This window comes from Streptomyces sp. NPDC028419 (assembly GCF_055565515.1).
Genome location: NZ_JBVHUE010000026.1, coordinates 62,577 through 77,797, shown reverse-complemented (window position 1 = coordinate 77,797; position 15,221 = coordinate 62,577). Strand labels below are relative to the sequence as shown.

Annotated in this window: 2 protein-coding genes; both read right to left on the bottom strand. The window is 71.5% G+C overall.

Annotated features, from left to right (window positions below; genetic code table 11):
* Positions 1 to 47: 47 nt before the first annotated feature.
* Positions 48 to 10,187 carry an SDR family NAD(P)-dependent oxidoreductase gene (locus ACZ4UB_RS27380; protein ID WP_468074063.1) on the bottom strand — a complete coding sequence of 3,380 codons (10,140 nt, stop codon included), beginning with the start codon at positions 10,185 to 10,187 and terminating at the stop codon, positions 48 to 50.
* Between the two features lie 51 nt (positions 10,188 to 10,238).
* On the bottom strand, positions 10,239 to 15,182 hold the full coding sequence (locus ACZ4UB_RS27375) for a type I polyketide synthase (protein WP_468074061.1): 4,944 nt from the start codon (positions 15,180 to 15,182) through the stop codon (positions 10,239 to 10,241).
* Between the last annotated feature and the right edge of the window lie 39 nt (positions 15,183 to 15,221).

The window sequence follows — 15,221 nt, the reverse complement described above, 5'->3', positions numbered from 1 at the left end:
CGATCGAAAGGAATTCTCTTACTGTTGGCCGGCGTCGAAACGAACCCTCAGGCCATGTCGTCGAGCCATGCCTCCACGACGCGCGCCGTGGCTTCCGCGTGCTCTTCCACGATGCCGAAGTGGTCGCTCGCCACTTCCCTGGCGGTGTGCTCCAGCTTCCAGTCGATGTGCAGCACGTGCGCCTGCTCCGGGTCGCCGGAGGCGGTCCACATCGGCTCGGTGGCACGGACGAGCAGCGTGGGCGTCTTGATGGGCTCGGGGCGCCAGCCACCGAGGATCCGGTGGTATCCGCCCATGGCACTCAGCCGGGTGTCGTTCATGATGCCGCCGCCCAGCTTCGCCTCGCGGTCGAAGACCACGCCCAGCATCGCCACGCCGACGTCGTTGTTGACCTCGTCGTCGTCGGGCCAGGGCACGTCCAGCAGGACCAACGCCGCGGGAGCGGTGCCGAGTTCCTCCAGGTGCGCGGTGACGGCGTGGGCGATCTGACCGCCGGCGGAGTGGCCCACGAGCACGAACGGATCGTCCCCGGCCGCCCGCACCAGTGCCTGGGCGTGGAGTTCGACGAGCGCCGCCATGTCGGCCGGAATGCTCTCGCCCTCCAGGTATCCGGGCTGCGGTACGACCGTCACGTCGCGCCGGTCACGGAAGTGCTCGGCGAAGCGGGTGTACTGCTGGGGGCCCGCGGTCGCCACCACGGCGGGGAGGCAGAACAGCGTGGGCCGCGCCGGCCCGACGGCCAGCCGCACGGGCTCCGGCAGGTGCTCGGCGGCCGACCCGCTGTCGAAGGCGGCCCGAAGGCTCGACGCCGCCATGATCAGCTCGTTGCCCGCCGTGTGCTGCCCGCTGGCGTGCGCCTGACGGAACATCGCCTCGATGCCTCCGGCCGGCGCCGGGGCCCGCGTACCGGGGCTCGCCGGGCCGGACGAGGTGTCGGACGCGTCGGGGGCGGTCAGCACCTTCTGCAGGTGGGCGACCACCGACGTCGGCTTCGTGTACTCGAAGAGGAAGCCGGTCGGCAGGCGCAGCCCGGTCCGCGCACCGAGCCGGTTGCGCAGGTCCACCGACATCAGCGAGTTGAAGCCCTGCTCGAAGAACCCCCGGTGGAGGTCCACGGTCTCGGGCCCGGGGTGCCCCAGGACCACGGCCGTCTCGGCACGCACCAGGTCGGACAGCAGCTGGATCTGGTCCGCGTCCGCGAGCCCGGCCAGCCGCCGCCGCAGGTCAGTTCCACCGCCGGTGCCGGTCGCACCGACCGCTGCGGCGGTCCGCCGGGGCCCGCTGCGACGCGTGGCGGGCCGCCCCGACTCCCCCTGAGGGGCCGTGGCGTCACCACCGGTCCCTGCCCCGTCCGGCGGGGTCAGCGCGAGCGCCTCGACCGACGCCACGGGGGCACCGGCCGCATCGGCCAAGGCGACCGAGAACACGCCGAGTCGTCCGGTGCCGGTGATCCGCACCCGCAGCGCCGCGGCGCCGACGGCGTGCAGCGCGACACCCTGCCAGGAGGAGGGGAGCCACGATCCGTTCGCGCCCATCTCCTCCCCCGCGCCCGCGAGGACCCGAGCGGCGTCCAGGGCGGCGTCGAAGAGCGCCGGGTGCAGACCGTAGCGGGCCGCCTCCCCTTGCTGCTCGTCCGCTCCGGGCAGGCTCACCTCGGCGAACACGTCACCGTCGGCCCCCTGCCAGAGGCCGTCCAGCTCCTCGTTCTCCACTGCCACGGCTCCTGCCGGCGGCCAGGACACCAGGTCCCATGCCGGCGCCGACCCGTCGCCGGTCGCCAGCACGCCCGTGGCGTGGCACACCCACGGCGCGTCGGTCGATCCGGCCTCGGTCCGCGAATGGACGCTGAACTTGCGGCGCCCCGTCCAGTCCGGCTCCGCGGCTCGCACCCGGAGTTGGACACCGCCCTGCCCGGGCAGTACGAGGGGCGCCCGGAGCGTCAGCTCGTCGACCACGTCGCAGCCGACCTCGTCGCCGGCCCTCAGCGCCATCTCCACGAACGCCGTCGCGGGCAGCGGCCCGGCCCCTTCCGCGCCCTGTGCCGGCAGCCAGGTGTGTGCCTGCGCCGACAGCCGTCCGGTGAGGACGATCCCGTCCGAGCCGGGCAGCTCGATCGCGGCGCCGAGGAAGGGGTGGTCGGCGGGCAGCAGACCCACCGAGGCCATGTCGCCGGTGACGGCGGTACCGGCGTCGAGCCAGTACCGGCGCCGCTGGAACGCGTACGTCGGCAGCTCGACCCGCGCCGCACCCGTCCCCTGGAACACCCGCGCCCAGTCGACCTCGACGCCCTGGACCCATACCTCGGCGAGCGAGGCGTAGAAGCGATCCAGGCCGCCGTCATTGCGGCGCAGCGTGCCCGCCACGACTGCGGATTCGGCCTGGTCCTGGACGCTCATGGTCAGTACGGGGTGTGCGCTGACCTCGATGAAGGTGCCGTGACCTTGTGCGACCAAGTCCTCGATCGCGCCCTGGAAGCGGACCGTCTGGCGCAGATTGCGGTACCAATACCCGGCATCGAGAACCGTCGTGTCCAGCCAGTCACCCTCCACCGTGGAGAAGAACGGAACCCGCGCAGCCACGGGCTGCACGTCCGCCAACACCTTGGCCAGCTCGTCCTCGATGCGCTCCACGTGAGAGGTGTGCGAGGCGTAATCCACCGCAACCCGGCGAGCCCGAACACCCTCCGCCTCGCACTCCGCCTGGAGCTCGTCCAACGCCTCCGGCTCACCGGCGACGACGACCGAGGTCGGACCGTTCAGGGCCGCGACCTCAAGCCGACCCTCCCAACGCACCAGACGAGACTCGACCTCCGCCAGCGGCAACGCCACCGACATCATCCCGCCGAACCCAGCCAGGCTTCCCGCGATCGCCTGCGAACGCAGCGCCACCACACGAGCACCATCCCGCAAAGACAGCCCGCCCGCGACGCAGGCCGCGGCGATCTCGCCCTGCGAATGACCCACCACGGCGGAAGGCTTCACACCGAAGGACTGCCACAGCTCCGCGAGGGAAACCATCACCGCCCAGGAGACGGGCTGGACCACGTCCACCCGCTCAAGCGACGGCACGCCCTCGACCTGGCGAACCACATCGAGCAGATCCCAGTCCACGAACTCAGCCAGCGCTCGACCAGCCTCGGCCATCCGCGCCGCGAACACCGGCGAGGAATCCAGCAGATCCACCGCCATGCCGGCCCACTGCGAACCCTGACCCGGGAACACGAACACCACCCGGCCACCGGACCCCGAAACCACACCCTCCACCAGACCCGAAGCCGGCAGACCCTCACTCAACGCGCCTACACCAGAAGCGAGTTCACCGAGGCCACCACCGATCACCACGGCACGGTTCTCGAACTCCGCCCGCCCCGCGGCCAACGACCACCCCACGTCCACCGGCGACAGACCCGCATCGCCGGACTCGACGAGCGACAGGAGCCGACCAGCCTGATCCCGCACGGCCTCGGCCCCACGGCCGGACACCACCCACGGCACCGTCACCGGCGCGACGGACTCGGGGACCTCGGCGACCTCAACCTCAGGGGCCTGCTCAAGGATCACGTGGGCGTTCGTACCGCTCACACCGAACGACGACACACCCGCACGACGGACCTGGTCAGCCGCACCGGGCACCCACTCGCGCGCCTCGCTCAGCAACTCGACCGCACCCGCCGACCAATCCACCTTCGACGACCGCTCACCCACGTGCAGCGACTCCGGCATGATCCCGTGCCGCAGCGCCTGCACCATCTTGATCACACCGGCCACACCCGCGGCGGCCTGCGTATGACCGATGTTCGACTTCAACGAACCGAGATACAGCGGCCGTTCGGCCGGACGGTTCTGTCCGTACGTCGCCAGCAGCGCCTGCGCCTCGATCGGGTCGCCCAGCGTCGTCGCCGTACCGTGCGCCTCGACCACGTCCACATCGGCCGCGGACACACCCGCACTCGCCAACGCGGCCCGGATCACCCGCTGCTGCGCCGGACCGTTCGGCGCGGTCAGACCGTTGCTCGCACCGTCCTGGTTCACCGCGGAACCACGCACCACCGCCAACACGGGGTGACCGTTGCGCCGGGCGTCCGACAGCCGCTCCAGCAACACCATGCCGGCGCCTTCGCCCCAGCCCGTGCCGTTCGCGTCGTCGGAGAACGGCCTGCAGCGGCCGTCTGACGAGAGGGCCCGCTGGCGGCTGAACTCCACGAACAGGCCCGGAGTGGACATGACCGTGACACCACCCGCCAGGGCGAGCGTGCACTCCCCCGCACGCAGCGCCTGGGCGGCCAGGTGCAGGGTGACCAGGGAGGAGGAGCAAGCGGTGTCCACCGACACCGCCGGGCCTTCGAGGCCGAAGGTGTAGGAGAGGCGGCCGGACACCACGCTGGCGGAGATTCCGGTGGCGAGGTAGCCGTCCGACTCGTTGGGCGAGCGGAACAACAGGGCGCTGTAGTCCTGGCCGTTCGTTCCGGCGAAGACACCGGTCCGGCTGCCGCGCAGCGTGGACGGGTCGATGCCGGCCCGTTCGATCGCCTCCCACGAGGTCTCCAGGAGCAACCGCTGCTGCGGGTCCATGGCGAGGGCCTCGCGCGGTGCGATGCCGAAGAACCCGGGGTCGAAGTCGGCCACGCCCTCCAGGAAGGAGCCCTCCCGGACGTAGCTCTTGCCGATGCGGTCGGGATCGGGGTCGAACAGGGTCGCCATGTCCCAACCACGGTCCTGCGGGAACTCGGTCACCGCGTCCCCGCCGGAGGCCAGCAACTGCCAGAGCGTCTCGGGGGAGTTCGCGCCGCCGGGGAATCGGCAGCCCATTCCGACGATGACGATCGGATCGTCGTCCGTCGCGGCGGCCGGCGCCGACGGGGAACCGTCCGCGGCCCGCCCCGCAGCGGCGTCGCCGTCCGCCCCGCCGGGGAGTTCGGTGCTCAGGTGCTGCGCGAGTACGGTGGGCGTCGCGTAGTCGAAGACCAGCGTGGCCGAGAGTGCGAGACCGGTCGAGGCGGCGAGGTGATTGCGCAGTTCGACGGCGGTCAGGGAGTCGAATCCGACGTCCTTGAAGGGCCGGTTGGCGTCGATGGCGTGGGCCGAGGCGTAGCCCAGCACCGTCGCTGCGCTGTCGCGCACGAGGTCGAGCAGGTGCTTGTGCCGGTCGGCCGGAGCCAGTCCGGTCAGCTGGTCGACGAGGGCGTCCGCCGGGGTTCCCGTGCGGGTGCTCGCCGCGGCGTCGCCCCTGGTCACCGCGCGCCGGACCGGGGACGGCACCAGGCTGCGCAGCAGGGCGGGCGTCTGGCCGTTGTCGCGGAGGGCGGGCAGGTCGAGGCGTACGGGGACGAGTGTCGGCCGTGCGCTGACGAGGCCCGCGTCGAACAGGGCCAGGCCCTGCTCGGCGGAGATGGGCAGGATGCCGAGGCGTGCCATCCGGGTGAGGTCGGTGTCGCCCAGCCGTCCGCCCATGCCGCCGAGCTCGGGTCCCCACAGTCCCCAGGCGAGGGAGACGGCGGGCAGTCCGAGGGTGTGGCGGTGTGCGGCCAGGGCGTCGAGGAAGGCGTTGGCCGCCGCGTAGTTGCCCTGTCCCGCGCCGCCGAAGGGCGAGGCGGCCGCGGAGAAGAGGGCGAAGGCGCGCAGGTCCAGGCCGGCCGTCAGTTCGTGGAGGTGCCAGGCCGCGTCGACCTTGGGCCGCAGCACCGCGTGCCACTGCCCCTCCTCCATGGTGGCGACCACCGCGTCGTCGACGATGCCGGCGGTGTGGACGACGCCGACCAGCCGGTCGCCGAGCGAACCCACGACGTCCGCCATGGCCTCGCGGTCGGCGACGTCGGCGGCGACCATCCGTACGGAGACGCCCAGCGCGGCCAGTTCGTCGGCCCACCGCTCGTCCCGGCCGGAGCGGGACACCAGCACCAGCTCGGTCACGCCGTGGGTGTCGACGAGGTGCCGGGTCACCAAGCGCCCCAGTCCCCCGGTCGCGCCGGTCACCAGCACCGCCCCGTCGGCGAGGCGCAGCTCGGTGGCGGACCGGGCGGGCGCCACGGCGCGGCGCAGGCGGGGGACGTGGGCACGTCCCTCGCGGACCGCGATCCGCGGCTCGTCCGGCCCTGCCGCGGCCAGGCCCGTACGGAGCGTCTCCTCGTCGAGCCGGTCGGCTTCCAGCAGGACGAACCGTCCCGGGTTCTCCGACTGGGCGGAGCGCACGAGACCGCGGATGGACTCGGCCACGAGCTCGTCGTTCGTTCCGGGCGACGTCGCGGTGGCCACGATCAGACGGGACGAGGCCGCCTTCGGGTCGGCCAGCCACTGCTGGAGGACCTCCAGGACGTGCTGCCCGACGGCGTGCACCCGCTCGGGCAGGGAGCGCTCCGGATCGCCGGCCCCGGGTTCGAGGACGACTACGGGCGGTACCGTCCGGCCGTCGGCCAGGTCGTCGTACGAGCACCGGTCGTCCGCGGCCGCTGCCGAGCGGCTCGCGGCCCGCACCCATTCGACCTCGAACAGGGCGTCCCGGCCGTAGGGGTGGTCGGTGGGCAGTGCCTGCGGGGAGAAGGTGCGCAGGGCGACCGCGCCGACGTCGAGCACCGGAGCCCCGGTGTCGTCCGCGGCGCTGATGGCCACGGTGTCCGTGCCCGTGGGCGTGAGCCGTACGCGCAGCGCGCTCGCGCCCTTCGCGTACGCCCGTACGGTGGACCACGCGTGCGCCAGGCAGCTCGCGTCGGGGTCGAGGATGCCGGAGAGGTCGGGTACGAGGCCGAGCCGCACGGTCAGCCGCAGTGCCGTCTCCAGGACCGCCGGGTGGACCCCGTACCGATCGGAGTCACCGCTCTCGGCGGACTCGGGCAGGCACAGCTCCGCGTACGCCGTGCCCTCGGCCTCCCACACCGCCCGTACGCCGGGGAGTGTCAGGTCCGTCCTTTCGACCGCGTTCCGCGGCGGCCAGGAGGTGAGGTCCGAGGCGGTGTGCGCCTCGCTCTCGTCCCACGCGCCGTCCCGGACGGCCAGCGTGGCGGTGGCGTGCTCGGTCCAGTCGTCCTGGTCGGTCCGGGAGTGGACCCGCACCGACCGGCCCCGCTCGTCGGCGTCGGGGGCATCGGGGGTGTCGGGGGTGTCGGGGGCGTCCACGCTCAGCTGGATCGTCGTGCTGCCCGCGGCGGGGAAGGTGATCGGTGCGCAGATGTCGAGCTCGTCGACGACCGGGGCGTTCACGTCCTCGCCCACATGGGTGAGCATGTCGACGAGCGCCGATCCGGGGAGGACGACCACGTCACCGATGCGGTGGTCCGCCAGCCACGGCTGCGTCTTCAGCGACAGCCGGGCGGTGTAGATGACCCCGTCCCGTCCCGCGATGTCCACGGCCGCACCGAGCAGGGGGTGGTCTGCGGAGGTCAGGCCGACGGAGGTCACGTCGCCCCCGCTCCGCGGGCCGTTCTCCAGCCAGTAGCGCTGGCGCTGGAAGGCGTACGTCGGCAGGTCCACCCGGGACGCGCCCGTGCCCGAGAACGCCTGGGCCCAGTCGACGGCGACGCCGTGCGTCCACGCACGCGCCACACCGGCGACGAACGAGCGTTCCTCGCCGCGACCCGAGCGCAGCAGGGGGACGAACACGCCGTCCGGCACACACTCCGCTCCCATCGCGCTCAGCACCCCCTCAGGACCCAACTCGACGAATACGGAAACGCCTTGAGTCCTGAGCGCCTGGGCGCCGTCCGCGAAGCGAACCGCTCCGCGCACGTGCCGCACCCAGTACTCCGGCGAACACAACTCATCCGGCGTCGCCACCGTACCCGTCACGTTCGAGACCACCGGCATCCGCGGAGGCCCGTATGTCAAACCCTTCGCGACCTCGTGGAACTCGTCCAACATCGCGTCCATCCGCGGCGAATGGAACGCGTGCGAGACCACCAGCCGCTTCGTCTTGCGACCCTGGGCCTTGAGCGCCGCAGCCACCTCGATCACGGCGTCCTCGTCACCGGAGACCACGACCGAGGACGGACCGTTCACCGCGGCGATCGACACCCGCGAGCCGTAGCCGGCCAGCAGCTCGACGACGTCGTCCTCGGACGCCTGCACGGCCGCCATCGCGCCACCCGCGGGCAACGCCTGCATGAGACGACCGCGCGCGGCCACCAGGCGGGCCGCGTCCTCCAGTGACCACACACCGGCCACACAGGCGGCGACCAGCTCACCGATGGAGTGGCCCCCCACGAACTCGGGGCGCACACCCCACGACTCGATCAGCCGGAAGAGCGCCCACTCCACGGCGAACAAGCCCGCCTGGGTGAACACCGTCTCGTCCAGGGCCCCTTCAGCACCGCCCTCACCGAAGACGACCTCGCGCACCCCACCCCTCACATGACCGGACAACTCCCGGTCCAGCACCGCACAGACCTCATCGAACGCCCCCGCGAAGACGGGGAACCGCTCGTACAACTCCCGCCCCATACCGACCCGCTGCGAACCCTGACCCGAGAACAACACGGCCACCCGACCGCCACCCGCCACGGCGCCCGGACCCGCCACCACACCCGGGACCGACTCACCGCGCGCCAACGCGGCGGCCCCGGACACCAGTTCCTCACGCCCACCACCGATCACCACGGCGCGGTTCTCGAATGCGGCGCGCCCGGCCGCCAACGACCAGCCCACGTCCAGCGGGGACAGGTCCGCATCGCCCTCGACGCGCGACGACAGCCCCGCCGCCTGCCCGCGCAGCCCCTCGGCCCCGCGCCCGGAGAGCACCCACGGCACCACCGCCGGAACCGCGACCGGCGGCGCCGCCTCGGGCGCTGCGTCGAGCTCCGGGGCCTGCTCGATGATGACGTGGGCGTTCGTACCGCTCACGCCGAAGGAGGAGACGCCCGCACGACGCGGACGCCCCTCGACCGCCGGCCACGCCCGCGCCTCGGCGAGGACCTCGACCGCACCCGCGGACCAGTCGACCTCGGACGACGGCTCGCCGACGTGCAGCGACCGCGGCAGTACGCCGTGCCGCATGGCCAACACCATCTTGATCACACCGCCCACTCCGGCGGCGGCCGCGGAGTGTCCGATGTTGGACTTCAACGAACCCAGGTACAGGGGCCGTTCGGCCGGCCGGTCCTGGCCGTAGGTCGCCAGCAGCGCCTGCGCCTCGATCGGGTCGCCCAGCGTCGTGCCGGTGCCGTGCGCCTCCACCGCGTCCACGTCCGCCGCGGAGACCCGGGCATCGGCCAGGGCCGCGCGGATCACGCGCTGCTGCGAGGGACCGTTCGGCGCGGTCAGACCGTTGCTCGCACCGTCCTGGTTCACCGCGGAACCACGCACAACCGCCAACACGGGGTGACCGTTGCGCCGGGCGTCCGACAGCCGCTCCAGCACCAGGACTCCGGCGCCCTCGCCCCACGCCGTGCCGTCCGCGTCGTCGGAGAACGGTCGGCAGCGCCCGCTCGGCGACAGGGCGCCCTGTCGACTGAACTCCACGAACGCGCCGGGGGTGGTCATCAGGGTCACGCCGCCGGCGAGCGCGAGCGTGCACTCGTCGTTGCGGAGGGACTGGGCGGCCAGGTGCAGGGTCACCAGGGACGACGAGCAGGCCGTGTCCACGGTCACCGCGGGGCCTTCGAGGCCCAGGAAGTACGAGACCCGACCGGACAGCACCGCTCCGGACCTGCCGGTGCCCAGGTAGCCTTCGAGCCCCTCGGGGGTCTGCTGCAACAGGGCGCCGTAATCCGAACCGTTCGTACCGGCGAAGACGCCGGTACGACTTCCCTTGAGCGACTGCGGCGAGATGCCGGCCCGCTCCAGGGCCTCCCATGACGTCTCCAGCAGCAACCGGTGCTGGGGGTCCATCGCCAGTGCCTCGCGCGGCGAGATGCCGAAGAAGCCGGGGTCGAAGTCGGTGACGCCCTCAAGGAAGGCGCCCTCGCGCACGTAGGTCTTCCCGTGGCGCGTGGGATCCGGGTCGTACAGGTCCTCGTCCCAGCCGCGGTCGGTGGGGAACCCGGAGACGGCGTCGGTACCGGAGTCCAGGAGGGACCACAGTCCCTCGGGGGACGTCACGCCCCCGGGGAAACGGCAGCCGATGGCGACGATGGCAATGGGCTCCCGAGAAGCCGCCGCGATCCGACGGTTCTCCTTGCGGAGGCGTTCGGTTTCTTTCAGCGAAGTGCGCAGCGCTTCAAGAATCTTCTCAGGAGACGTATTACTCATTGCCAACTCCACGCAGGTACAGGCGATTCAGGAACGTTTGAGGCGATTCGAAGAATTCATGGATCAGACATCAGAATTTTCGAAGGCGATTCGGAGCAGGGCTTCCGCATCCATCGAGTCGATCGACTCCTCGTCGACCGGTCCCTGCTCACCCTCACCTCCGGAAAGGGCTTCATTGCTCTCGAACTCCGCCAGCCGCAGCAGGATGTCCATCAGTCCCGCGTCCCGGATCCGGGCGAGCGGAATGGACGCCAGCGCTTCGCGCACCCGGGAGTCGTTGGGCTGCTCCCCGGCGTCCCCTTCGACCTCCGGGACCAGACGCGTACGCAGGTTGTCCGCCAGGGCGGCCGGACTCGGGTAGTCGAAGACGAGCGTCGCGGGCAGCGAGAGGCCGGTGGCGGCCTTCAGCCTGTTGCGCAGCTCGACCGCGGTGAGCGAGTCGAACCCGAGCTCCTTGAACGCCCGGTCGGGATCCACGGCGTCGGCGTTCGGGTGTGCCAACACCCGTGCCACGTGGGTCCGTACGAGCACGAGCAGCTCGTGCGCCCGATCGGCGGGGGACAGTCCCGCCAATCGCTCGCCCAGTGAAGCGGAGGAGGATCCGCCCGCACCGGCTCCGGTCGGATCGGACACCTCACCGGAGGTCTCCAGGAGGCGCATGACCTCGGGAAGGTCCGAGATCAACGGCGAGCGGCGGACGGTGGTGAACGAAGACGCGAACCGTGCCCAGTCCACGTCCGCGACCATGGCGAACTCGTCGCCCCGGTCGAGGACCTGGTCCAGTGCGGCCAGGGCGTCCTCGGGTGCCATCGCCTCGAACCCACTGCGGTGGGCCCACTTCCCCCGCGTCTCCCCCGCCGCGAGGCCGTCTCCTGCCCAGCCTCCCCAGGCGATGGAGGTGCCGGGGAGTCCGAGCCCGCGACGCTGTTCCACCAACGCGTCCAAGAACGCGTTCGCCGCCGCGTAATTACCCTGACCAGCGCCACCCACCGCCCCCGCCATCGACGAGAACATCACGAACAACGACAGATCCACACCCCGCGTCAACTCGTCCAGATGCCGCGCAGCATCCGCCTTCGACCGCAAGACGAACGCCAACCGCTCCGGCGTCAACGACTCGATCACACCATCATCAAGAACACCCGCCGTATGCACCACACCCGACAACGGCGGCAACTCACCAACCGCCGACCGCTCACCCAACGAGGCGAGCAACCCGGCCACCTCACCATGATCACCCACATCACACGCAACCACCGAGACCCCCACACCCAAATCCGTCAGCTCGCCACCAAGAACATCAACTCCCGGCGCCGAAGGCCCACGACGCGACACAAGCACCACATGCTCCACCCCACGCGCCGCCAACCAACGAGCCACATGCCCGCCCAACGCACCCGTACCACCCGTGACCAAAACCGTCCCACCCTCCGACCAACCACCCGAGGCCCCCGACACCCGCCCCGCACGCACCACACGCCGCACACGAACCCCAGAAGCCCGCACCGCGACCTGATCCTCGCCATCCACCCCCGACAACACCCCACACAAACGCTCCACCACACGCGCGTCCACAACCTCCGGCAGATCCACCAGACCACCCCACAACTCCGGGTGCTCCAACGCCACCACCCGCCCCAAACCCCACACCTGCGCCTGCACCGGAGCCGAAACCAGCTCACCCGCCCCCACCGCACCACGCGTCACACACCACAAACGCCCCTCGACCCCAGCACCGACCAACGCCTGCACCAAAGCCAACGAACCCGCCAGACCACCACCCACCACACCCGACGACGAACCATCCAACGCCAGCAACGACAACACACCGGCGACGGGACCGGTTTCCGCCGCCAGAGCGTCCGCCACCAGTCCGGCCAGGCCGGCCGGCGCGGCCGCGTCCCCGTCAGCAGGGGCCACCAGCCGGACGGTGCGCGCTCCCCGCGTCGCCAGCCCCTGGACCAGGTCCGCCACCCAGGCGTCTTCGGCGAGCCCCGCCGGAACCACGACGAGCCACGTTCCGCTCAGCACCGGATCCGAGGCCGTGGACACCGGCTTCCACACCACGTCGTAGCGACGGCCATCCGTCTCTGCTCCCCGACGCCGCTCCGTCCGCCACGCCGACAGCGCGGGCAGGACCTCGCTGAACGGCGCGTCTCCCGCCACGTCCAGCGTCGTGAGGAGCGAGGTCAGGTCCTCGCCCTCGACCGCTTCCCAGAAGGCGGCCTCCGCCGGGTCGACAACCGCCTCGGCGACTACCGGGGCGTCGAGCCAGTACCGGCGCCGCTGGAACGCGTACGTCGGCAGCTCGACCCGCGACGCACCCGTCCCCTCGAACACCCGCGACCAGTCGACCTCGACGCCCTGCACCCACACCTCGGCCAGCGAAGCGTAGAACCGCTCCAGACCGCCCTCACCACGGCGCAACGTGCCCGCCACCACGGCAGACTCCGCCTGGTCCTGCACGCTCATCGTCAGTACGGGGTGCGCACTGACCTCGATGAACGCCTCGAAGCCCTGCTCACCCAACGCCTCCACAGCCGACTGGAAACGGACCGTCTGACGCAGGTTCCGGTACCAATACCCGGCATCGAGAACCGTCGTGTCCAGCCAATCCCCCTCCACCGTGGAGAAGAACGGCACCCGCGCGGCCACGGGCTGTACGTCCGCCAACACCTTGGCGAGCTCGTCCTCGATGCGCTCCACGTGAGAGGTGTGCGAGGCGTAATCCACCGCAACCCGGCGGGCCCGAACACCCTCCGCCTCGCACTCGGCCTGGAGTTCGTCCAACGCCTCCGGCTCACCGGCAACGACGACCGAGGTCGGACCGTTCAGGGCCGCGACCTCCAGCCGGCCAGCCCAACGCACCAGACGGGACTCGGCCTCCGCCAGCGGCAACGCCACCGACATCATCCCGCCCAGACCAGCCAACGAACCAGCAATCGCCTGCGACCGCAGCGCCACCACACGAGCACCATCCTGCAAGGACAACCCACCCGCGACACAAGCCGCGGCGATCTCACCCTGCGAATGACCCACCACAGCAGACGGCTTCACACCGAACGACTGCCACAGCTCCGCGAGGGAGACCATCACCGCCCACGAAACGGGCTGGACCACATCCACCCGCTCAAGCGACGGCACGCCCGCGACCTGGCGAACCACATCAAGGAGATCCCAGTCCACGAACTCAGCCAACGCCCGACCACACTCGGCCATCCGCTCCGCGAACACCGGCGAAGAACCCAACAGATCCACCGCCATCCCGGCCCACTGCGAACCCTGACCCGGGAACACGAACACCACCCGGTCACGGACTCCATGAGCGGTGCCGGTGACCACACCGGCCGGAGCGTCCTCGCCGCGCGCCACCGCGGCCGTCGCGGCGGTCAGGCCGTTCCGGTCGCCGGCGACCAGTACCGCACGGTGGTCGAAGGCGGCGCGGCCGGCGGCGAGCGAGAGGCCCACGTCGACCGGCGACAGATCCGCACCGCCGGACTCGACGAGCGACGCCAGGCGCGCGGCCTGGCCGCGCAGCGCCTCGGCACCCCGGCCCGACAGCACCCACGGCACCGCCGCCGGCGCCACGGGCTCCGACTCCTCGGCCGACTCCGTTGCCTCCGGGGCCTGTTCGAGGATGACGTGGGCGTTCGTACCGCTCACGCCGAACGAGGACACACCCGCACGACGGACCCGATCGGCACCGGGCACCCACTCACGTGATTCCGTCAGCAGCTCGACGGCACCGGCCGACCAGTCCACCTTCGACGAGGGCTCACCCACGTGCAGGGTCTGCGGCAGCACCCCGTTGCGCATCGCCTGCACCATCTTGATCACGCCGCCCACGCCGGCCGCGGCCTGCGTGTGGCCGATGTTGGACTTCAACGAGCCGAGGTACAGGGGCCGTTCAGCCGGCCGGTCCTGGCCGTAGGTCGCGATCAGCGCCTGCGCCTCGATCGGGTCGCCCAGCGTCGTACCCGTACCGTGCGCCTCCACCGCGTCCACGTCCGCCGCGGACACCTCCGCGTTCGCCAGCGCGGCCCGGATCACCCGCTGCTGCGACGGGCCGTTCGGCGCCGTGAGCCCGCTGCTCGCGCCGTCCTGGTTGACGGCGGAGCCGCGTACGACGGCCAGCACGGGGTGTCCGTTGCGCCGGGCGTCCGAGAGCCGCTCCAGGAGCAGCATCCCGACTCCCTCGGCCCAGCCGGCACCATCCGCCGCGTCCGAGAAGGACTTGCAGCGGCCGTCCGGGGACATGGCCCGCTGTCGGCTGAACTCCACGAAGATGGTGGGGGACGACATGATGGCCACGCCGCCGGCCAGGGCCATCGTGCACTCGCCGGTGCGCAGCGACTGCACCGCCAGGTGCAGCGCGACCAGCGACGACGAGCACGCCGTGTCCACGGTCACCGCGGGGCCTTCGAGGCCCAGCGTGTAGGAGATCCGTCCGGAGGCGACGCTGCCCGCGCTGCCGTTGCCTATGTGGCCCTCGAAGCCTTCGGGAGCCGACTGCATGCGGGCGGCGTAGTCGTTGTACATCACGCCGGCGAAGACGCCGGTCCGGCTGCCCCGCAGCGACTTCGGTTCGATGCCCGCCCGCTCCAGCGCCTCCCAGGAGGTTTCCAGGAGCAGTCGCTGCTGGGGATCGGTGGCCAGTGCCTCGCGGGGCGACATGCCGAAGAACTCGGGGTCGAACTCCGCCGCTCCGTAGAGGAATCCGCCCTCGCGGGTGTAGCTCTTCCCCTGCTGGTCCGGATCCGGGTCGTAGAGGTTCTCCACGTCCCATCCCCGGTCGGTGGGGAAGACCGAGACGGCGTCGGAGCCGTTCGCGACCAGGTCCCACATCTCGTCGGGCGAGGTGACGCCGCCGGGATAGCGGCAGCTCATCGCCACGATCGCGATGGGGTCGTGGTTCTTGGCCTCCAACTCCTCCAGCCGCCGGCGTGCCTGGCGGAGGTCCGTGGTCGCCAGTTTGAGATAGGTGCGGAGTTTGTCCTCATTGGACATTCGAATTCAGCTCCCCGTGCATGTCGCGAAAAAAGACGC